We start from the raw sequence: 21,430 nt of genomic DNA on the forward strand, positions 1-21,430 counted from the left end.
GAGGATGGAACATGCAGATTGAAATGAAAGACATTCATAAAGCATTCGGAAAAAACCAAGTACTGTCAGGCGTTTCCTTTCAGCTCGTGCCTGGCGAGGTTCACGCATTAATGGGAGAGAACGGCGCCGGCAAGTCCACGCTTATGAACATTCTGACAGGCCTGCATAGATCGGATCAAGGGCAAATCCGCATAAACGGAAACGAAATGTATTTTTCCAATCCGAAAGAAGCGGAACAGCATGGAATAGCCTTTATCCATCAGGAATTGAATATCTGGCCGGAAATGACCGTTCTTGAGAATTTATTTATCGGGAAAGAGATAGCCTCCAAGCTGGGCGTTTTACAAACAAGAAAAATGAAAGCGCTAGCAAAAGAGCAATTTGACAAACTGTCTGTCTCTCTTTCTCTTGATCAAGAAGCTGGCGAGTGTTCCGTCGGACAGCAGCAAATGGTCGAAATCGCAAAAGCGCTCATGACAAATGCCGAGGTGATCATTATGGATGAGCCTACCGCTGCTTTGACGGAACGGGAAATCAGCAAACTCTTTGAGGTCATTACAGCGTTAAAAAAGAACGGCGTATCCATCGTATACATTTCACATCGCATGGAAGAAATCTTTGCGATTTGCGACAGAATCACCATCATGCGTGACGGAAAAACGGTAGATACAACAAACATCTCTGAAACCGATTTTGATGAAGTCGTCAAAAAAATGGTTGGACGCGAGCTGACTGAACGATATCCAAAACGGGCTCCTTCACTCGGTGACAATATATTCGAGGTGAAAAACGCCTCCGTAAAAGGACGTTTTGAAGATGTCAGCTTTTATGTTCGTTCCGGTGAGATCGTCGGTATTTCCGGATTGATGGGGGCCGGCCGGACAGAAATCATGAGAGCGCTATTCGGCGTTGACAGGCTGGACTCGGGTGAGATATGGATCGCTGGAAAAAAGACGGTCATTAAGAACCCGCAGGATGCGGTGAAAAAAGGGCTCGGCTTTATTACAGAGAACCGCAAAGATGAAGGGCTGCTGCTCGACACTTCAATTCGCGAGAATATCGCCCTGCCCAATCTGTCCAGTTTTTCTCCTAAAGGCCTCATTGATCACAAGCGGGAAGCTGAATTTGTCGATCTTTTAATCAAACGCCTGACCATCAAAACGGCATCACCGGAAACGCACGCACGTCATTTATCAGGAGGCAACCAGCAAAAAGTTGTGATTGCCAAGTGGATCGGGATCGGACCGAAAGTGCTCATCTTGGATGAGCCGACCAGAGGTGTGGATGTTGGCGCGAAACGGGAGATTTATTCGCTGATGAATGAGCTGACTGAGCGCGGCGTCGCCATCATTATGGTGTCATCAGAGCTGCCGGAAATTCTCGGGATGAGCGATCGCGTTATCGTTGTCCATGAAGGCAGAATAAGCGGAGAAATCGACGCGCAGGAAGCAACACAAGAACGAATTATGACACTTGCCACGGGAGGGCGGTAATATGAAAATGGAACAGCTGCAAACAGAACAAAAACGGATTCACTTCGACGGAGTCATGCAAAAACTCGGCCCGTTTCTCGGTTTATTTATTCTCGTTATCATTGTATCTATTTTAAATCCCAGCTTTCTTGAACCGCTGAATATTTTAAACCTGCTTCGCCAGGTCGCCATTAACGGATTAATCGCGTTCGGCATGACTTTTGTGATTTTAACAGGCGGCATTGATCTTTCTGTCGGCGCTATTCTTGCCCTGTCCAGCGCTTTAGTCGCAGGGATGATTGTATCCGGTGTCGATCCGGTTCTTGCGATCATTCTCGGCTGTATCATTGGTGCCGTACTCGGCATGATCAACGGACTATTGATCACAAAAGGAAAAATGGCGCCCTTTATCGCCACGCTTGCGACCATGACTGTGTTTCGCGGGCTGACGCTTGTGTATACAGACGGAAACCCGATAACCGGACTTGGCACAAACTACGCTTTTCAGCTGTTCGGACGCGGTTATTTTTTAGGCATCCCTGTACCGGCCATTACAATGGTTCTCGCCTTTGTCATCCTTTGGGTTCTTCTTCATAAAACACCGTTCGGACGCCGAACGTACGCAATTGGAGGCAATGAAAAAGCCGCGCTCATTTCGGGCATTAAAGTAACACGCGTGAAAGTACTGATCTATTCATTAGCCGGGCTTTTATCCGCCCTTGCCGGCGCCATATTGACCTCCCGTCTGCATTCAGCACAGCCGACTGCCGGAGAATCGTATGAACTGGATGCAATCGCGGCGGTCGTCTTAGGCGGGACCAGCCTCTCCGGCGGCCGCGGGCGCATTATCGGCACATTCATCGGAGTGCTGATTATCGGCACACTGAATAACGGGCTCAACCTGCTTGGTGTCTCATCGTTTTATCAGCTGGTTGTCAAAGGGATTGTCATCTTAATTGCGGTATTATTAGACCGCAAGAAGTCAGCATAGGAGGGTTTTTTATATGAAAAAGGCTGTATCCGTCATTTTAACGTTATCATTGTTTTTATTAACTGCCTGTTCGCTTGAACCTCCCCATTGGGCAAAGCCGGCAAACTCGGGGAACAAAAAGGAATTCACCATCGGTTTATCCGTCTCAACGCTTAATAATCCCTTTTTTGTCTCATTAAAAAAGGGCATCGAAAAAGAAGCTGAAAAACGGGAAATGAAAATCATCATTGTCGATGCACAAAATGATTCATCGAAACAGACGAGTGATGTGGAAGATTTAATTCAGCAAGGTGTCGATGCATTGTTAATCAATCCGACTGATTCTTCGGCGATCTCAACGGCAGTAGAATATGCAAATTCAGTCGATGTACCCGTCGTAACAATCGATCGTTCCGCGGAACAAGGAAAAGTAGAAACCCTCGTTGCTTCCGATAATGTAAAAGGCGGTGAAATGGCCGCGGAATTTATCGCCGACAAGCTTGGAAAAGGTGCAAAGGTGGCAGAACTTGAAGGCGTGCCCGGCGCTTCTGCCACGCGGGAACGCGGTTCAGGATTTCATAACATTGCAGATCAAAAGCTCGACATTGTCACAAAACAATCAGCTGACTTTGACCGCACCAAAGGCCTGACTGTCATGGAAAACCTGCTGCAGGGACATCCGGAAATCCAAGCTGTTTTTGCTCACAATGATGAAATGGCGCTCGGGGCTCTCGAGGCAATTAACAGCTCGGGAAAAGATATTGTAGTGATCGGTTTTGACGGCAATAAAGATGCACTCGCTTCGATTAAAGATGGAAAGCTCTCAGCCACTGTCGCTCAGCAGCCTGACTTGATCGGTAAACTGGCTACAGAAGCGGCAGATGATATTTTACACGGAAAAAAGGTGGAAAAAATGATATCCGCGCCTCTCAAACTTGAAACACAAAAATAATTGCCGCGGACCAGATCTTTATCTGGTCCTTTTTCATGTTTAGGAATCTGTGAAAACGTGAATAGCGAAATAGAATGAATTATTTCTCTACGTGAGGAGAGGAACGAAATGAACAAAACGACAAAAGTATTATCAACTCTCGCACTTGCAGCTGGAATGACTGCGGCTTCTGCAGGGGGCGCAAGCACGATCCATGCACAACAGCCAGAAACAACTGTAAGCATTGATGATTTATACAGCTATCCGATTGATTCTTATTTGGTGTCAACAGAGGCTCTAAATGTCAGAACGAAGCCTTCCGCATCAAGCCATAAAGCAGCCATACTGCACTTGGGCGACAGCTTAAAGCTGATTTCCTTCGCAAACGCTGACTGGGCAAAGGTTCATTATAAAAACGGCAAAACAGGCTTTGTTTCCACTCATTACATTGTAAAAGCAGCTACAACAGTAAAAACGGAAACAAAAACGAAAGTATATACATCCGCTGAAGGAAAAAGCATCAAGACTCTTCCGGCAGACACAAGCGTTTCTTTTTTAGGGTGGAGTAAAACGAAAAAAGGCGGTTTTGATTTTAATTGGGTATTCGTTGATTACGGCGGTGCGACAGGCTATATGAAAACAAAGGATTTACACATGACAAAATAACTGAAAGGGATTCCGTTTTTCATGCGGAATCCCTTTTTTCTTCGCAGATCAAGGATAGATTTGTCACATTCCCAAGATATTTCTCAGGAAATATTGTCGTATGCCGTATCGAAATCATACATGATCACCGGTATTTTTGTTCACGCTAAAAGATGGAGGTGTAAGTATGGATCAATTTAAAGCAGCATATGAAACGTATAAAGACCGGCAAACAACCGCGGAGCAGCAAGCTGTTCCATCTGGAAAAGAAGAAATTATTGCAGTCAGAAGAAATGAGGAAGACAATATAATCGCAGTAAAAACGAACACAGGAAGAGAGCTCGACTATCCCTCTGCACTGTCAGAAGCAAAAGCGGGAAAAAAACTCGCTCATGTTGATGTTTTCCATAAATACGGACGAGACATATTGCGAAGTGAACCGGACGGTATAAGAGAAAACAACCTGTCCGAGCTGCCGGATTTTTAATTTTAAAAGAGCCCTGTCGCACGCTGGACAGGGCTTTCTTTTAAGCAAAAGGCTGCTGGATGTATTCGGCTAACCGTTTTGCACTGAGGGAAATATCCTCTCCGTTTGCATATTTCACGCCATAGAACACATATGGCGGCAGATATTTCATGCCGATTAGATTGCTTGTGGCCTGAAACGGTTTCAATAGCTCACTGATTGAGTAATGATTTGCTCCGCCCGCTTGATATTTTTCCGCTTCGCTCCCCGTTGATACAGCTAGCATCAGCTCTTTGCCATGCAGGGCTTTTCCTTCTGAACCAAAGGCCCAGCCGAAAGTCAGCACAAGATCCTGCCATTTTTTTAAGAGCGGCGGAGAGCTGTACCAATAAAGCGGAAATTGGAAGACAATCCGATCGTATTCCTCGCACATCTGCTGCTCCTTCGCAACATCTATCGCTTCATCCGGGTATTCCTTATAAAGCTCCCGTACTGTGATATTGTCATGTTTACTCAATTCCTCTGCCCATGCCTTATTAACAACCGAGGTTTCCATATGAGGATGAACTGCCAAAACCAATATTTTCATTAGACCACACCTTTACCGTTTTGACGTTATTTTATCTAAAATCAGGAAAAGAGCCAAATAAAAAGAAAGCCCTGTACAAAGAGGCTTTCTTTTTTCTGTTATTCCGGGCTTCCTTCAGTTGTTTCAATATCTTTAGCAAAATCAGGGTTATCCAGATTCGCATTAAAGAAATCCGCTGTATTCGGAAGTCTCAGGTTCATGTTCATTTTTTGTGAAATCGTAACCGTGCAATCCTCAAGCACATAGTCAAAAACGTGTCCGCCTGAATTTCGTCCTTCGTCAATGAAGTGCAGGTGATAGCCAGAAACGGCGATTCCATTTGCATAAGCTGGTGTCAGGAAACCTACGATTGTTCCTCTTACATTGTCGAAGTTGAAAATCGGCTGTGTTTTGACCGCTTCAACCATCGGCACGTAAGGTTTTTCTTGCAATTCTACCGTTCTTGTCTGCACTTTTTTAAACAATCCGTCAATGCGGATCGCATAAAATAAGTTTTTGCTTGGCAGAATGCTGTTGATCTCTTTTTCAAATTCTTCACGTGTCATTTTCGCATCAATTTTGTGCGTTATGTCCGGTGTAAAGAACGTAAATGAACAGAACGGAGAACGGTCCCCGTTTTGGACCGGTGTCGCAGTTCCGTCTGAACGGAGACGGTAAAATTCGCCGTCAAACCCAATCAGCTCTCCGTCAAGCTTGTTAAAGGTTCCGATACCGAAGTCTCCGTATTTTGGGATCTCTGACAGTTCAAAATCCCCGTCATATACCCCGTCTAATAGAGAAGTCATTGTTGATACTTGATAAATCTGGCTCACAGGCTGCTCTTTTTGGCCGCGGCTGAGCACTTGTATGTTGCTTTCGCGTTTCATAATTCTCTTCACTCCTTTTGTTTAGTGCTGTATCAAACAGTGTCGTGATGCGCAGAGTGCTAGAGAGCTTTCATTTTCAAGAGTTCCCCGAATTCTTTCGGAAGCTTGTCACTTGCTAAATTAATGTTATCACTGTAGTCAACCGGGACATCAATGATGACAGGACCCTCTGCGTTCATACCTTGACGCAGAACATCTGCCAGCTGGTCTGGTGATTCTACGCGCAAGCCGGTTGCTCCGAAGCTTTCCGCATATTTCACGATATCGATATTTCCGAAATCGACCGCAGATGTACGGTTATATTTTTTCAATTGCTGGAATGCAACCATGTCATATGTGCTGTCGTTCCATACAATGTGTACAATTGGCGCTTTTAAACGAACTGCTGTCTCTAATTCCATCGCTGAGAATAAGAAACCGCCGTCACCAGAGACGGATACCACTTTTTCTCCCGGTTTCACCAATGAGGCGCCGATTGCCCAAGGAAGTGCAACGCCGAGTGTTTGCATACCGTTACTGATCATTAATGTTAACGGCTCGTAGCTGCGGAAATAACGTGACATCCAAATCGCGTGTGAACCAATATCGCAAGTCACTGTCACATGATCATCGACTGCGTTTCGCAATTCTTTTACGATTTCAAGAGGATGCACTCTGTCTGATTTCCAATCTGCAGGAACCTGCTCACCCTCATGCATATATTGTTTTAAATCAGACAGGATTTTCTGCTCACGTTCAGCAAACTCCACTTTCACAGCATCGTGTTCGATGTGATTGATTGTAGATGGAATATCTCCGATCAATTCAAGCTCCGGCTGGTAAGCATGATCAATGTCAGCCAGTATTTCATCTAAATGGATAATCGTCCGGTCACCATTGACATTCCAGAATTTCGGATCGTATTCAATTGGGTCATAACCGATTGTCAGAACAACATCAGCCTGTTCAATCAGTAAATCGCCAGGCTGGTTGTGGAACAAACCGATACGGCCAAAATACTGATCCTCTAAGTCTCTTGTAAGAGTCCCGGCTGCTTGATATGTTTCGACGAATGGAAGCTGAACTTTTTTCAAAAGCTTGCGGACTGCTTTAATCGCTTCCGGTCTTCCGCCCTTCATGCCGACTAAAACGACAGGAAGTTTCGCTGTTTGTATTTTTGCAATGGCCGCACTGATTGCATCATCTGCTGCAGGACCAAGTTTTGGCGCTGCGACAGCACGCACGCTTTTTGTGTTTGTGACTTCATTCACAACATCTTGCGGAAAGCTCACAAAAGCGGCTCCAGCCTGACCTGCTGACGCTATCCTAAATGCATTTGTAACAGCTTCCGGTATATTTTTCACATCTTGAACTTCTACACTGTATTTTGTAATCGGCTGAAACAACGCCGCATTATCCAAAGATTGATGTGTCCGTTTTAAACGATCGGCACGGATCACGTTCCCAGCAAGCGCAACGACAGGGTCACCTTCAGTGTTGGCTGTCAGCAGTCCTGTTGCCAAGTTAGAAGCGCCTGGTCCTGATGTGACTAACACAACTCCCGGTTTTCCAGTTAAACGGCCGACTGCTTGCGCCATAAATGCTGCATTTTGTTCGTGCCGCGCAACGATAATTTCTGGCCCTTTATCTTGTAAAGCGTCAAATACCGCATCAATTTTTGCACCTGGAATGCCAAATACATGTGTGACACCTTGCTCCGCTAAGCAATCAACAACAAGCTCCGCCCCTCTGTTTTTCACAAGGGATTTTTGTTCTTTTGTTGCTTTTGTCAACACCCTCACTCCTTATTATGCATTTTAAACATTAAATTTTAAATATTTCTTGTGATACGTTTCACTATACACTCTTTGGAAATTGACCTCCAATATCGATTCGCCTTATGATTAATATGTATTGCGAATTATTAACCTAAGGAAAGGAATGCATATGAATGGAGCTTCGCCATCTTCAATACTTTATCGCAGTAGCCGAAGAGCTTCATTTCGGAAAAGCTGCGCTTCGGCTGAACATGACACAGCCTCCTCTCAGCCAGCAGATCAAACAGCTGGAAAAAGAAGTCGGGGTGACGCTTCTCAAGAGGACAAAAAGATTTGTGGAGCTTACCGCAGCAGGAGAAATATTTTTAAATCACTGTCGTACTGCATTGATGCAAATTGATCAAGCGATTGAACTGGCCCAGCGAACGGCTCGCGGCGAGCACGGCCATCTCGTCATTGGTTTTGTCGGATCAGCTACATATGAATTTTTGCCGCCGATCATCCGGGAATACCGTAAAAAATTCCCCTCTGTGAAAATTGAACTGAAAGAGATCGCTTCTTACAGGCAGCAGGAGGAATTGCTCAAGGGACATATCGACATCGGGATTCTCCATCCGCCGTTAGAGCATCCGGAGCTGCAAATTGAGACAACCCAAAGCAGTCCATGCATCCTCGCATTGCCAAAACAGCATCCGCTTGCATTAAAAGAATCAATCGACATTACAGATTTGGAAAACGAACCGATCATCACCCTTTCCAAAGAAGCGTGGCCAACGTTATATACCGACTTTATTCAGCTCTGTGAAAACGCGGGTTTTGTGCCGAATATCGTTCAGGAAGCGACAGAATATCAAATGGTGATCGGACTGGTGACAGCGGGCATCGGCATTACCATTGTCCCATCCTCGGCCAGACGGCTGTTTAACCTTGACGTCACATATCGAAGCGTTGATCATTTTCAGCTTAAAGCAGAATGGATCATCGCATATCGCAAAGACAGTCAAAACCCTGTACTGGGACAATTTGTGGATATATGCAAATCGTTAAATAAACGGAAATAAAAAAAGGCGCTCCGTTCTCCGGAATCCGCCCGTTTATCGTCAGGATAAAAAATCAAGCTCACTTTTGAGGTAATCAGCTCGTTTTATAATATATTCACATATCACATTTGGCTCTCGGTCAAAACGTTCAATATCGTTCTTTTTATATGGGTCCATCAGGACAAACGGCCTAATCTGTTCATACATCTCCATTATTTTCGGTTTCATATACTCTATTGTAAAAAGAGAGTGGAGCGTTTTTTCTAACAAGTGCTTGTAGGACCTGCGAAAATCGGGTTCATCCAAAATCCGGGCGGTTAGTGTATTAAATCCTTGAATTCTTACGTAATCGGCAGCCATCCGCTCTCCATGGATATCCCTGCCCCAGGTCGCATCATAATCCCAAGGAATCACCTCAAATAATCCGGTTTCACTGTTTCTGTACAACGAGTAGTTGTGGACAAACCCGTCATAGTTTGAGGTGAATACAATGCCGGCGAGCCAGCGCAAATACTTATCGATATCCACATGCCTTGTCACTTCTGATTTAAATTGAGCTTTAGGGACAGTATTAATTTTAAAGATCATATCCTGCAAATAAAAGTCGTCTTCCTCAGTCCCTGTCTTCTTTTCATACCCATGTTCAAGTGACGTCTTCGTTTCCCTTTCCAAATCGCTCATCAACGAGAAATTAGCGTCATCATCAACCGCGTAAAAAACCGCCCCGTCCGCCAGCTTCCTTTTCGCTAAATAAAACTCATCGACGGATTCAAGTTCAAGATAAACCCCTTCATTTTTCCCATTCACTTTTAAAAACACAAACTCTGCCTTTGGTGACAGCGTCCCAAGCTCTGAGAAAAAATCCAGAGACAATTTGTTTCTCATCATGGAAGGATCTTTATACTCCGCATTCAAATGAATCTCTCGTGCACCGCGGAATGTTTTCGGCTGATAAAAAGAAACATGGTATGACTTCTTTTTGAAGTCTCTGATATGTGATCCCCGGTAAGCAATGTCAATATCCAGCCTTTTTTGATTGACTTTCATGACAGCCGGCACCGGTTCATCGTCCCATATATCTTTTTTTAATTCACGCAAATCTTTTGGATGAACAAACAGCTGATAAAGCGGTAAATGAGATTGGTTCTTCATCCATAATCCCCCTTACAAATTTTAGGCTTTTATTTTTGTGAGATCTCAGCGGAACACTTATACACTTTTTAAACCCGCGCGTATTATGTGGGTAGTAAGGATCTTCATCCTTAACATCATTTTTAAAAAGGAGGATTTCGAATTGGGCCACTATTCCCATTCTGACATCAAAGAAGCGGTGAAATCCGCAAAAAAAGAAGGTTTAAAAGACTATTTATACCAAGAGCCTCATGGAAAAAAGCGCAGCCATAAAAAGTCGTGCCGCTCTCACAAAAAATCTCGCAGCCACAAAAAATCGTATTGTTCTCACAAGAAATCTCGCAGCCACAAAAAATCGTATTGTTCTCACAAGAAATCTCGCAGCCACAAAAAATCGTATTGTTCTCACAAGAAATCTCGCAGCCATAAAAAATCGTACTGCTCTCACAAGAGATCACGCAGCCACAAAAAATCGTATTGTTCTCACAAGAGATCACGCAGCCATAAAAAATCGTACTGCTCTCACAAGAGATCACGCAGCTACAAAAAGTCATACTGTTCTCACAAAAGAAAATCTCGCAGCTACAAAAAGTCATACTGTTCTCACAAAAGAAAATCTCGCAGCTACAAAAAGTCACATCGGACACACAAAAAACCATATTGTTCCCATAAGAAAAAATCTCACAAAAAGCACTACAAAAAACCGCACCACCACCATCGCCACAAAAAAGACGATGATTATCACAGCAAAAAAGAATTCTGGAAAGACGGCAATTGCTGGGTAGTCAAAAAGAAATACAAATAAATTTAAAATTTCATCAATCCATAGGCTGCCGGCTGACGTACGGAGCCTATTTTTCAATTTCCCCTGTATTAGATATATGTCATGACATAAGATATGCAACCCTCATCATTTGGTTTCTTTGAAACCATTTCGTTATAATCAAAGTATCCTAACGATAAAGGCGGTTGTTGCTATGTACATATTTCAAGCTGATCAACTTAGTGCCAAAGACACATACAAGCTATTGTCAGGTACCGTCATCCCCCGCCCCATCGCCTTTGTAACCACACTTTCTTCAAGCGGAGCGATAAATGCCGCGCCTTTTAGTTTTTATAACGTTGTCAGCTCAGATCCTCCGCTTCTCAGTATTTCTGTTAACCGAGCGGGAGGACGCCAAAAAGATACAGCCCGAAACGCGGTGGAGAACGGAGAATTTGTCGTACATGTCAGTGATGAAGCCATCATTGAAGACATCAATGAAACGGCGGCAAGCTTAGGGCCGGACGAAAGCGAACTCACCCGCACCTCGCTTCATCCTGTCGAAAGCAAATCTGTTTCGGTTCCAGGCATTAAGGAAGCCCGCATTCGCTTTGAATGCACATTAGAGCAGCATATGACGTTCGACAATGATCAAGGCGTGACCACAGCTGATCTGCTCATTGGCAGAGTCATCTGCTTCCACCTCGATGAAAAGGTGTATGATGCAGAAAAAGGATATGTTTTAACAGATGAATTAAAGCCTGCCTCAAGATTGGCGGGCAACCACTATGCGAAGCTCGGCGAAGAATTTACGCTGGTTCGTCCCAGTTGAACAAAAGGACTATTTAAATAGAAGAAACTAGTCAAAAAGACCTCGTGATCACAAAGTGTTGCCTATGAAAAGAACACCCGGAGAAAACCGGGTGTTCTTTTATGGAACATTTTTCCTTTCTCTTCGTATAAAAGGTTGATTAGGAGGGATTTATATGTCAGGCACTCATTTTTTGATTGTGATACTGGTCGCAGCTTTTATCAATACTGTTTTTTATGTCTATGCCCGAAAAAAACTAGGCATCTCTAAACCGCCTTGGTGGTATAAACCTGTAAATAGCACACAAGGGCTGGTGGAAGTCGTCTTGCTCATTTTATTAGGGTTTTCTTTATTACGCTTTCCTCCAGAGATTATGCTTATTTTCTATCTATTCGTGATAAATGGTTTCCGTACATTTATGGAATGGAAATATGAGCGTGAAAATAAACAATACGTACACTACTTATTTAGTACTTTCCTTTCTCTAGTCATTTTTATTTATATTTGTATTTTCATCTAATACCTCAAACCCCCACAGCCGCCCCATCCCCCCGCGGGTCGGCTCCGCCTTGGAGGAAGCCTTCCTCATCCACTTTGATTGCTGCCGCATGCCCCATCAGCGGATCATAGTCACCGACAACCTCCACGAGATGCCCGCTGTCTTTCAGCTTTTCGATGGTTTCCTCTGAGAATCTGCCCTCGACTCTGAGACCTTCATATTCCTCTCCCCACGTTCTGCCCCATACCCAGCGCGGTTCGCTTATTGCCTGCTGCGGATGCATTCCGTAGTCCAGCATTCGGGTTATCATGGCCGTCTGGGTTTGCGGCTGGCCTTCTCCGCCTTGTGTGCCGTACAGGATTTTCGGTTTCCCGCCTTTGCAGGCCATAGCCGGCATCAGGGTATGGAAGCTGCGCTTTCTCGGTTCAAGCGTATTGACATGATCTTGATCCAATGAGAAAAATGACCCGCGATTTTGCAGTAATATGCCTGTATCACCAGCAGTGACAGCCGAGCCAAATTCAAAGTACAGGCTTTGAATGAATGACACTGCATTGCCATCCGCATCGAAGACGGCCGCATATGCAGTGTCACTTCCCACTGGCCTGCTTTCTGCCGGTTCTGCCAGATAACCGATTTCTTCCGCCAATTGTTTTGCATACTTTTTGTCCAAAAGCTTTTCAATTGGAATGTCAGCAAACGCCGGATCAGTCAAGACGGCATTTCGATCTAGGAAACTCTTTTTCAGCGCCTCCACTAACACATGATAATACTCAAAAGAGCCGTGCTCAATTTTGTGGAAATCATAGTTTTCCAAAATGTTCAGCGTCAATAAACCGGTAAATCCCTGAGAATTCGGCGGCGCCTGGTACATGCTGTACCCTCGGTAATCACTTGATACAGGCTCCGTCCACTCGCCCCGGTGCGCTTTAAAATCATCAAGTGTCATGCAGCTGCCGTTTTGCTGTAAATACGAGACAATTCGTTGAGCGATATCTCCTTCATAAAATGCGCTTCTTCCTTTTTCGGCAAGCATGTTCAAACTGTCTGCAAGTTCTTTTTGCACAAACCGCTCTCCCGGGACAGGCGCTTTGCCGCTTCTTGTGAAGATGTCGGCCGTGTAAGGCGCGGAGGCCAGCAGTTCAAGATTTGTTTCTGTGTGACGGCACTGATCAGCTGATACTGGAAACCCATTTTGGGCATAGTCTCGTGCGGGTTCCAGCACATCCGCAAGAGACATATGTCCGTACTCCTTCAGTATCGCATCCCAGCTATCAACCATCCCCGGAACGGTAATGGCACTTTCGATCCCCCGCAGCGGAATCGTGCTTTTTCCCTTATAAACATCTCTCGTCACATTTTTCCCTGAACGGCCGCTGCCATTGTAGACTCTTACCGCCTTTGTTTCCTGGTGAAAGGTCAGCCAAAAGGAATCCCCGCCAAGCCCTGTCATATGCGGATACACAACTGCCAGACAAGCACTTACAGCCACAGCGGCATCAAACGCGTTACCTCCCTTGTCCAGTATGCGATTTCCAGCTTGAGAAGCAAGATAATGCGGGCTGACGACCATTTGCTTTGTACCGATGACAGATTTGTTCATCACAAGTCCCCTTTTTCAAGAGATTTTCTTTAGTATATGGAGCCTGATTTTCCACATCTACTGATGCGGCAGAAAAACTGACGAACTTTCTCCCTATCGAAAACAACAAAACATTATTTTATTCATTTTGAAAACAAATATAAAAATTTTCTTTCGAAACGTAACTTTTATGATAAAATGAAGTCTAAAAGGCAACGAAAGCAGGTGGAGCAATTGAGTCATGAATATCAAATCCCCAACCTTGTTCTTGATGAGATCGACAAACAAATTCTCACCATTTTACACGAGGAAGGCAGGATATCTTATACGGATCTTGGCAAAAGAGTTGATTTATCACGGGTCGCCGTACAGGCTCGTATCAACCAATTAATCGAAGCCGGTGTTATTGAAAAATTCACCGCTGTCATCAATCCCGCTAAAATCGGCATTCATGTATCCGTGTTTTTCAATGTCGAGGTCGAGCCGCAGTTTTTAGAAGAGGTCGCTCTTAAGCTTGAGGAAGAGCCTGCGGTCACCAGCCTTTATCACATGACAGGCCCGAGCAAGCTGCATATGCACGGGATCTTTGCCAACGATCAAGAAATGGAAGAGTTTTTAACAAAACGGCTGTATCCGCTGCGAGGCGTCGTCAGCGTTGATTGCCAGATGCTGATCAAACGATACAAAAGCCGTATGGGAATGAAGCTGTAAAAGGAGAGAAACGAATGAAAAATCATCCTTATCGGGATATGACAGCCGCAATGGTGCGTACCGGAATTTTAGGGTTCGGGGGCGGACCTTCCGTGATTCCGCTGATCCGCCATGAAGCGGTCAATAAATATAAATGGATTGACGATGATGAGTTCGGAGAAATATTAGCGATCGCTAATGCGCTTCCCGGACCGATTGCCACAAAAATGGCTGCGTATTTGGGCTTCAAGCTAAAAGGCACATTAGGCGCGATTGTCGCAACCCTGGCCCATATTCTGCCTACTTGTCTTGCTATGGTGGGCTTGTTTGCCGCTGTAAATGTCTTAAGCCATTCAGCAGTTGTTGCCGGCATGATTGGTGCTGTAACACCGGTCATTGCGGTAATGCTCGGTATCATGGCATACGAGTTTGGCCAAAAAGCGCTTAAAGGTTTCGGCTGGGTTACAGGCATCCTGTTTTTTATCATTGCTTTTATCGGCCTGCAAACGCTACAGATCAATCCGGGCCTTGTCATTATCATTTTCCTAGCGTACGGAGCGTTTCATTTTAGATTAAAAGACAAAATCACAAATAAACATTCAAAAGATAAAGGAATGTCGGCCTCATGATTATGATTTATTTATTTATGGCGTTTTTTATCGCAAACCTACTCGGATACGGTGGCGGACCTGCGTCTATCCCGCTGATGTTTGAAGAAGTTGTCAACAGATACAGCTGGCTTTCAAACGACCAATTCTCAAATATGCTCGCGCTTGCGAACGCATTGCCGGGACCGATCGCAACCAAAATCGCCGCCTATGTCGGGTACAGCGCCGGCGGGTGGCCCGGCTTTCTGGTTGCGCTGATCGCAACCATTGTACCGTCGGCGCTCGCATTGATCGTCCTGCTGCGCATCATTCAGCGCTTCCGCCAATCACCCGTCATCAAGGGCATGACGCTATCCGTTCAGCCTGTCATCGCGGTCATGATGCTCATTCTTACCTGGCAAATCGGCGCCGATGGCATCAAAGCGATCGGCTGGATCCAATCTATCGTGATTGCGGGGATTTCCCTTCTTGCCATGACAAAATTCAAGATGCATCCGGCATTTCTGATTATCGCGGCATTTTTGTATGGCGGTCTTGTGATTCCTCATTTGTAGAAAAAAGTACCCGGACAGGTGCTTTTTTATTTTGGTCCCGAAATGCCGTTCGATATGACAATTTGTTCTTCGCCTGCATCATTCTTCTTAATGTGCTTGATTTGCAGCATGGTCCCTGCTATTCTCACAGATTGCTTAATCTGATGCGAATTGGTTTCAATCTGAATCCAATCAGCAGGCGGCGCCTTCCAAATGAAAAAGAATGCCAGCATCAGCATACCAGCAATGACCGACAGCAGAAATTTCATATCGCATCATGTCTTTTCAATAATCGGCTCGCAGCGGACAGCGCCTGATGATCATCAAGAATATCGCCGGGACGATTTCCTTCTCCCAATACATAGCCTTTAAAAGGCATCCTCATGAATGCAAAAATATGCTCAAATTGCTGAATCAACGGCAGCCCCTTTATTTTAGGGTTGTCTCCGCCCACTGCTGCCACATATGCCTGCTTCATCGACATTTGCTGTTGAAAATCAGGAAATCGGGGATCTCTCAATGTCTGAGACCAGCGATCAATAAACAGCTTTAACGTTCCTGACATGCCGAACCAATAAATGGGGGTAGCGAATATGAGAATATCGCATGGCAATGTCCGTTCAATGATTGAATCGTAGTCATCTTGAACCGGGCCAAAGCCGCCTTCAGCATGGCGCAAATCTTCAATTGGCTGGATATGATATTTACGTAAATGAATGTGTTCTGCATCGAATCCTTGAACAGTTTTCTCCGCAAGAATATCCGTATTTCCGCCAGACCGCGTGCCGCCATTAATAACCGCAATTTTCATGATGCATCTGCTCCTTTGTTTACGAATGATTTTCTTCATCATATAATGAATTCATTAATCAATACAGATGATTATTTCGATTAACACAATCGATTAAATCGATTTAGAAAGGAAGAGAACAGGTGGAATTGAAGCAGCTGATAACGTTTATTACGGCGGCAGAACAGGTGAATTTCACCCTAACCGCCAAGATGCTTAATTATGCACAATCAAGTGTTACCTCTCAGATCAAATCACTTGAAGAAGAAATCGGGACGCCTTTATTTGAGCGGCTCGGCAAGCGGCTCATCCTGACAGAAGCCGGCAAAACGTTCAAAGCTTATGCAGAGAAGATCATTACTTTAACAGAAGAGGCAAAAATGGCCGCAAATCAAGTTAGAGAAACAACAGGAACCTTAAAAATAGGGGCGACGGAAAGCCAGTGCACATATCGTCTTCCGCCTATCATAAAAGCATTTAAACAGGCTTTTCCCCAAGTAAAGCTCATCTTCAAACCGTATATTTCCAATAAACAAGCGAAAGAACAGCTCTTACATGGCCAGCTTGATATCACCTTTATCTTGGATGTAAGCCGGGCGGACGACGCACTGCACGTTGAATCTCTGGTTCAGGATGAGATTAAAATAGTAGCTGCCAACGACCATCCTTTCCCTGCACATTCATCAGTAACATTGAAGGATCTTCAAAACGAAACCCTTCTGCTGACAGAAGACGGCTGCTCTTACCGCACGCTCTTTGAAAACACTTTACATGACGCCGCTGTCTACCCTGACAAATTAGAATTTGTCAGCATAGAAGCCATCAAACAATGCGTGATGGCGGGACTTGGAATTGGACTATTGCCTGAAATGACAGTAAAAAATGATATCGCAGCAGGCCGGATGAAAGAACTCAATTGGCAGAACGATTGCCCCGTTTTTACTCAATTAGCATGGCACAAGGACAAATGGATGTCTGCGCCATTAAAGGCTTTTATCGATTTGACGAGGAAAACATTCAAATAAAAAACTTGCGGCCCATGTGTCGCAAGTTTTTGAATGAACAAGCAATTCATATCGCTAGGCATTCATTGTAAAACCATTTTCTCATTTATCATCCTTACCCCAAATACTCCGCCCGCTGCTGTTCCCTCTTTTGATTTGAACGTGACAGTTACGCTCTCTTTTCCTTTCGTCCATGCAACTGGAATGTCATAACATACATCAAAAAGCTTTCCCGGATGATTTGCCTTCAGCTGCTGTCTGGCGAGTAATTGATCATGATCTCAAAATATCTTTCGTAAGTTTGTTCTTCCCCAAATGATTGAATTTCTGCATCGTAAAGCATGCAAAACTGGTCAGCAAAGATGTTGAGAACGAGTTAGACCTCCCTTTTCAAAAAGCAAACTGGGAAAAGCATCACAGCCTATAAAAATGAACTGTTGATCGCACAGGCAATTGATCTATTCAAAACAAGCAACTTAAACGTAACTGAAGTCAGCAGCACATTAGGCTTTTCTAACCCTTATTCCTTCAGCAGAGTGTTCAAACGGGTCACAGGAGTAGCCCCGTCTGTATATATAAACGAGCTATACAGGAACCAATAAAAAACACTTGCAGTTCTCGGTATGCAAGTGTTACACGTGGTTTTTCTGATAGAACGTTCGCAAGACATGTGTCTCTAGATCAGCTAGACGGACAGGGATTGGCAGCCTGCTTTCTTGATTGATCAGGTTCATCGTGATCTGATAGCTGCTTTCTAAATCAATTTGATTTCCGCAAGACAAGAAGATAGGCTTCACGTCACAACGCGTCCGCAGGGCACGCCCATATACCTCGCCGTCAATGATAATATCGGTATATGCGCCAACTTCATTTTCAGGCATCTCAAAATCACAGCCTTTGATTTTCAGATAAGTTTTCGCAATCCCAATCGTCGGCTTCCCCAGAAAAAAAGCCGCATGGGTGGCAACGCCCATATGGTTGTAATGCAGATACCCGTTGCCATCAAACAAAAACACATCCGGCTCCGTTTCCAGTCTTTTCGCCGCCTCGATGATCAGCGGCAGCTCCCGAAACGCAAGGAAGCCGGAAACATACGGCACACTGATTTTCCCCATGCTGTGCACTTTTTCAATGACTTCTTTCGTCTCAGCGTCCATCACGATAATGCTGCACACCCCGTATGGTTCCCCATCCTGCTCCCAATAAGCGAGATCGACGCCCGCGTAAGTGTTGATGGAGTCTGGGGTGATGGTGTGTGATAGGTTGATTTTAGGTTGAAGGGATTGTTGTGTTTTTATAAATTCTTCTTTTTTGTTTTGGTTGAATTGGTGTATTTGGTCTATATACATTAAAATTCGCTCCTCATTATTAATACTTTAACAAAGTTAATGTACGTAATAAACTGGATATTTTCTAACTTATATCTCTTCAAGTTTGCTATGATTGAGCTGACTCGTATACATCCCTTTCAAAAGAATGATAATAACTTTCGCACGAATAAATCAATAATTCATATAGTATCTCTTGATTTTTATTAGATAAGTACCCAAGGTAAATCCATTAACTAAAAAAACTTGCGAACTATGTCGCAAGTTTTACAGGCAGAGTTTTGAAGCACATTACCTGAATAGGTCTGCAATTTTATATGTTCTTGAACTCTAAGTAAATACAAAAGAATCTTTAGACAATATACAATACTCATTTCTTCTCTATGGTTAATGAGGACAATCTATAAACTTCAAACAGATCTCATTTTTCACACAATAACTCAACATCGAGTTTTATTATCCCCTACCTAAGTTACGATTTATCTCTCTTCTTTTTAATAAAGTGACATATTGCGCATTTTCTTTATCTTGTTCTAATTCTTTTGCTATTAGAAGTTTTCCATTTTCATCCCATTCTTTATAATTCAATTTAACTGATAGCTCGACTTCGCTTGTTGATTTAACATTTCCATTTTCATGCCAACAAACACTTTTTCCATTAACTAATCCATATTTAAAGTGCTCTTCACATTTAATTTTTCCACTTTCATAAAACTCGCGATTTAAGCCATGAGCTAATCCATCTTTATACAAACAAAAATACATTAGATTCCCATTTTCAAACAGTTCGAATGCTAACCCTGTAAATGGCTTTCCACCTTCATCTTCTGGATTGTCGAGAATCTCGTCATTATATGAAGTAAACCATAAATCATCAAAGTTTACACCATTTTTCAGGACAAAGTCCTTTGTATATTTATTGTTTTCTTCCATAATTAAGCACCTCTGGTATATAATAAGCTCCATCTGTAATGTATTCACAGTGTGGACATCTTGGCATTGGGGATCCTTGCGGCATGAATTTATTAATTTTCCTTGCACTTATTACATAAACCATAAATTCTTCTAGCTTCGCATCAGATCTAGACAATAATGCCTCATTTAAAGCATAAACTTCAGCATGCGATCCGGCACCTAAAGTTTTTTCATAACCTATTTTTAAATCATGTGGCATATTGTTTATTCTATTTTTTATAATGTCATGTTGTACTTCAGGAGAGTAACCCTTAGATTCATTGATACCAAAGAAGTATTTACCAGTTTTCTTGTCTAGAACACCAGCAATTGCGGGCCCCCTTTGCTTCTTACCTACTCCTTTGCTTATTAATTTATTTAGTTCTCGATGTACTTCTCCTCTTAGATTAATTCTTTGGTGAAGTTCCTCTTTTGATACTTCTCCATATTTATTGCGTAAGTAATCAATTCGACTAGGTTTTTGAGATAAATCAACCTTATTAGACTTAGGAATTGATACATTATTATATGGAGCATTAGCTCTTTGCAATTTATCAACATATCTAGCTGAACTAATTCCAACTAAACTCAAAGCCGCTTCCAGCCCACCTTGCTTCCGCTTCTCCTCTGACACTTCGTTGCCAAACATATCCCGTCCAGTAACAGCTTCTGAGAATCCGTTAGAAGCAACAAGGCCGTATGCGCCCATTTCTGACATTTTGAGAATGTCTAAGGATTTGCCTGTTTTGTAGGCGTCTAAAGCGTGTTCAGCTCTGGAGAGTTTTTCGCCAGTGACAGGAAAAAACAATTCATTTATAAAAAAACCTTGAAAGGCTTCAGTAGCCAATCAAGGTAAGAAATCAAAAATAATGTTATTGTACTTAGAAAAGGCTTCTTCATCTCACCTCTGCATCAAGTATCCATACTTTCTATTAGTTATTTAATATTATATTTTTCTTTTATTTTCTTAGACAACTCTTCAATAACTTCTTTCTTTTCAGGATTTTTTTCTAGATAAAAATTACATGTTGCACTTAAATACTGATACAATTCATCATAATCCACAATATCGTAATCATCATCACCATCACCAGAATAGAATAGAACTTTATTTTGTCCAAAGTATTCCTCATCATCTTGTTCATATTCATCTGAAAAAATTACTCCATTATATTCCCGACGTTCCCCATCTTTATTCTTAAATTCTTCTAAATGGTGAAGGAAGTTACGTCCATTAACATAAAGATTCAATACATCTATAACTGCTTCTTTAGTCAAATTATTCTGTTTCATCATCTCAATAAAATCTTCATATACACTCATCTAATCCACCCATTCTAACACTGGATAAGCATTCTCTATCTCTCCAGTTTCTGAATTCATAATACCTTCAAATTTTATTTTTTTTCCATCATAGTCTGTTTGTCCTTGTATTTTTATCTTCTTTTGTTTTAATAGAGGAATTTCCCTTTTACTGCTTAATCCTTCAACCATTGCCTTTTTGCTTAATTCTATTATTTCATCATCCGGAATAACCTTTGGGTCGTACACTGTCTTTTTATACATTTTGTCTTTATTAGGTATTACTTTGTATTCGCCCGTTCCGTTTTTACCAGTATAGTCCATTTTTTCATATTTTACTTTATATTCTATATCGAAAATTCCATCTATACTTGGATGTTCTTTTTTATTAACATTTTCCAACTCATACTTGTTAGATTTACTATCAAAATAATTCTTAAACTCATCATAATTATGTCCACCACTAACACCATTACGTTCTGTAAACTTTTTAACTGGTCCTGTTGTATGTTCAGCATAGTAACCTTCTTTAAATTTTAGATTACCCGTACCCTTACTACCTTTACCACCACTAGCCATCTTCACAATCCCAAGATCCTTCACAGCCGTCTTTTCTACATCTACACGGACTGACGGGATTCCGAACGTGGAGCCATCCGGAGTTACAGGGCGTTCTGCGTACACGCGGACGTTTGTTGG

25 protein-coding genes and 1 pseudogene are annotated in these 21,430 nt (G+C 43.0%); 14 read left to right on the forward strand and 12 right to left on the reverse strand.

Annotated elements, in window-relative coordinates:
• Positions 1-11 precede the first annotated feature (11 nt).
• From rbsA to ABZM97_RS18675, 5 genes are all read left to right on the forward strand, one after another.
• Positions 12-1,493 (forward strand): ribose ABC transporter ATP-binding protein RbsA, encoded by a 1,482-nt coding sequence (gene rbsA / locus ABZM97_RS18655; protein WP_202327941.1) that lies wholly within the window; start codon positions 12-14, stop codon positions 1,491-1,493.
• Position 1,494: 1 nt separating this feature from the next.
• Positions 1,495-2,463 (forward strand): ribose ABC transporter permease RbsC, encoded by a 969-nt coding sequence (gene rbsC, locus ABZM97_RS18660; RefSeq protein WP_087991740.1) that lies wholly within the window; start codon positions 1,495-1,497, stop codon positions 2,461-2,463.
• Between the two features lie 13 nt (positions 2,464-2,476).
• Positions 2,477-3,394, forward strand: a complete 918-nt coding sequence (gene rbsB, locus ABZM97_RS18665; protein ID WP_087991741.1) for a ribose ABC transporter substrate-binding protein RbsB — start codon at positions 2,477-2,479, stop codon at positions 3,392-3,394.
• Between the two features lie 108 nt (positions 3,395-3,502).
• A complete protein-coding gene (locus ABZM97_RS18670; protein WP_087991742.1) occupies positions 3,503-4,039 on the forward strand; it encodes an SH3 domain-containing protein in 537 nt (178 codons plus the stop codon).
• 166 nt (positions 4,040-4,205) lie between these two features.
• Positions 4,206-4,505 carry a DUF3892 domain-containing protein gene (locus tag ABZM97_RS18675; RefSeq protein WP_202327939.1) on the forward strand — a complete coding sequence of 100 codons (300 nt, stop codon included), beginning with the start codon at positions 4,206-4,208 and terminating at the stop codon, positions 4,503-4,505.
• A gap of 40 nt (positions 4,506-4,545) precedes the next feature.
• On the opposite strand, the gene ABZM97_RS18680 is transcribed toward ABZM97_RS18675, so the two are convergent.
• The 3 genes from ABZM97_RS18680 to alsS all read right to left on the reverse strand — a co-directional run bounded on the left by ABZM97_RS18680 (position 4,546) and on the right by alsS (position 7,711).
• Positions 4,546-5,073 carry an NAD(P)H-dependent oxidoreductase gene (locus tag ABZM97_RS18680; RefSeq protein ID WP_148962585.1) on the reverse strand — a complete coding sequence of 176 codons (528 nt, stop codon included), beginning with the start codon at positions 5,071-5,073 and terminating at the stop codon, positions 4,546-4,548.
• 98 nt (positions 5,074-5,171) lie between these two features.
• A complete protein-coding gene (budA, locus tag ABZM97_RS18685; protein WP_202327938.1) occupies positions 5,172-5,939 on the reverse strand; it encodes an acetolactate decarboxylase in 768 nt (255 codons plus the stop codon).
• 59 nt (positions 5,940-5,998) lie between these two features.
• Positions 5,999-7,711, reverse strand: a complete 1,713-nt coding sequence (gene alsS, locus ABZM97_RS18690) for an acetolactate synthase AlsS (RefSeq protein WP_087991746.1) — start codon at positions 7,709-7,711, stop codon at positions 5,999-6,001.
• A gap of 158 nt (positions 7,712-7,869) precedes the next feature.
• Between alsS and alsR the strand changes: the two genes are divergently transcribed.
• Entirely contained in the window at positions 7,870-8,757 is an 888-nt protein-coding gene (gene alsR, locus ABZM97_RS18695; protein ID WP_087991747.1) for an acetoin biosynthesis transcriptional regulator AlsR, read from the forward strand.
• A 39-nt stretch (positions 8,758-8,796) separates the two neighbouring features.
• Here the strand turns inward: alsR and cotH are convergent, their stop codons facing one another.
• A complete protein-coding gene (gene cotH, locus ABZM97_RS18700; protein ID WP_087991748.1) occupies positions 8,797-9,888 on the reverse strand; it encodes a spore coat protein CotH in 1,092 nt (363 codons plus the stop codon).
• 142 nt (positions 9,889-10,030) lie between these two features.
• Here cotH and ABZM97_RS18705 point away from each other — a divergent pair, with 142 nt between their 5' ends.
• The 3 genes from ABZM97_RS18705 to ABZM97_RS18715 all read left to right on the forward strand — a co-directional run bounded on the left by ABZM97_RS18705 (position 10,031) and on the right by ABZM97_RS18715 (position 11,961).
• Positions 10,031-10,672: a spore gernimation protein GerQ gene (locus ABZM97_RS18705; protein WP_367387060.1), complete on the forward strand. Its 642-nt coding sequence runs from the start codon at positions 10,031-10,033 to the stop codon at positions 10,670-10,672.
• Positions 10,673-10,844: 172 nt separating this feature from the next.
• Entirely contained in the window at positions 10,845-11,462 is a 618-nt protein-coding gene (locus ABZM97_RS18710; RefSeq protein ID WP_087991750.1) for a flavin reductase family protein, read from the forward strand.
• A gap of 154 nt (positions 11,463-11,616) precedes the next feature.
• Entirely contained in the window at positions 11,617-11,961 is a 345-nt protein-coding gene (locus ABZM97_RS18715; protein ID WP_087991751.1) for a DUF4181 domain-containing protein, read from the forward strand.
• A gap of 4 nt (positions 11,962-11,965) precedes the next feature.
• On the opposite strand, the gene ggt is transcribed toward ABZM97_RS18715, so the two are convergent.
• Positions 11,966-13,543, reverse strand: a complete 1,578-nt coding sequence (gene ggt / locus ABZM97_RS18720; RefSeq protein WP_367387061.1) for a gamma-glutamyltransferase — start codon at positions 13,541-13,543, stop codon at positions 11,966-11,968.
• A gap of 213 nt (positions 13,544-13,756) precedes the next feature.
• Here ggt and chrS point away from each other — a divergent pair, with 213 nt between their 5' ends.
• Genes chrS through chrA form a run of 3 tightly spaced genes read left to right on the forward strand, consistent with a single transcriptional unit; the run spans position 13,757 to position 15,374 of the window.
• Complete coding sequence (chrS, locus tag ABZM97_RS18725; RefSeq protein WP_003235604.1) at positions 13,757-14,233, forward strand: chromate efflux transcriptional regulator ChrS; 477 nt, start codon at positions 13,757-13,759, stop codon at positions 14,231-14,233.
• A 14-nt stretch (positions 14,234-14,247) separates the two neighbouring features.
• Positions 14,248-14,841 (forward strand): chromate efflux transporter subunit ChrB, encoded by a 594-nt coding sequence (gene chrB / locus ABZM97_RS18730; RefSeq protein ID WP_087991753.1) that lies wholly within the window; start codon positions 14,248-14,250, stop codon positions 14,839-14,841.
• Positions 14,838-15,374, forward strand: a complete 537-nt coding sequence (gene chrA, locus ABZM97_RS18735; protein ID WP_087991754.1) for a chromate resistance efflux protein ChrA — start codon at positions 14,838-14,840, stop codon at positions 15,372-15,374. The genes chrB and chrA overlap by 4 nt, the downstream gene beginning before the upstream one ends.
• A 26-nt stretch (positions 15,375-15,400) precedes the next feature.
• On the opposite strand, the gene ABZM97_RS18740 is transcribed toward chrA, so the two are convergent.
• Both ABZM97_RS18740 and ABZM97_RS18745 read right to left on the reverse strand, forming a co-directional pair.
• The gene (locus ABZM97_RS18740; protein ID WP_087991755.1) at positions 15,401-15,622 is read right to left on the reverse strand and encodes a hypothetical protein; all 222 of its coding nucleotides are present in this window, start codon (positions 15,620-15,622) and stop codon (positions 15,401-15,403) included.
• Positions 15,619-16,164, reverse strand: coding sequence for a flavodoxin family protein (locus ABZM97_RS18745; protein WP_289348460.1), 546 nt, complete (start codon positions 16,162-16,164; stop codon positions 15,619-15,621). The genes ABZM97_RS18740 and ABZM97_RS18745 overlap by 4 nt, the downstream gene beginning before the upstream one ends.
• A gap of 122 nt (positions 16,165-16,286) precedes the next feature.
• Between ABZM97_RS18745 and ABZM97_RS18750 the strand changes: the two genes are divergently transcribed.
• Both ABZM97_RS18750 and ABZM97_RS18755 read left to right on the forward strand, forming a co-directional pair.
• Positions 16,287-17,168, forward strand: coding sequence for a LysR family transcriptional regulator (locus tag ABZM97_RS18750; protein ID WP_367387062.1), 882 nt, complete (start codon positions 16,287-16,289; stop codon positions 17,166-17,168).
• Between the two features lie 416 nt (positions 17,169-17,584).
• Positions 17,585-17,749: an AraC family transcriptional regulator gene (locus ABZM97_RS18755; RefSeq protein ID WP_289348463.1), complete on the forward strand. Its 165-nt coding sequence runs from the start codon at positions 17,585-17,587 to the stop codon at positions 17,747-17,749.
• 30 nt (positions 17,750-17,779) lie between these two features.
• Here ABZM97_RS18755 and ABZM97_RS18760 read toward each other — a convergent pair whose 3' ends face one another.
• The 5 genes and pseudogenes from ABZM97_RS18760 to ABZM97_RS18780 form a co-directional block, all read right to left on the reverse strand.
• Positions 17,780-18,496, reverse strand: a complete 717-nt coding sequence (locus tag ABZM97_RS18760; RefSeq protein WP_367387063.1) for an endonuclease V — start codon at positions 18,494-18,496, stop codon at positions 17,780-17,782.
• 435 nt (positions 18,497-18,931) lie between these two features.
• Positions 18,932-19,408, reverse strand: a complete 477-nt coding sequence (locus tag ABZM97_RS18765) for a toxin-antitoxin system YwqK family antitoxin (protein ID WP_367387064.1) — start codon at positions 19,406-19,408, stop codon at positions 18,932-18,934.
• Positions 19,392-20,288: pseudogene (locus ABZM97_RS18770) on the reverse strand (YwqJ-related putative deaminase); the annotation flags it as partial. The pseudogene ABZM97_RS18770 and the gene ABZM97_RS18765, both read right to left, overlap by 17 nt.
• A gap of 77 nt (positions 20,289-20,365) precedes the next feature.
• Entirely contained in the window at positions 20,366-20,752 is a 387-nt protein-coding gene (gene cdiI / locus ABZM97_RS18775; RefSeq protein ID WP_087993995.1) for a ribonuclease toxin immunity protein CdiI, read from the reverse strand.
• Entirely contained in the window at positions 20,753-21,310 is a 558-nt protein-coding gene (locus ABZM97_RS18780; protein ID WP_253269170.1) for a CdiA family toxin C-terminal domain-containing protein, read from the reverse strand.
• Positions 21,311-21,430 lie beyond the last annotated feature (120 nt).

Source organism: Bacillus vallismortis, assembly GCF_040784915.1.
Lineage (GTDB): Bacteria > Bacillota > Bacilli > Bacillales > Bacillaceae > Bacillus > Bacillus subtilis_G.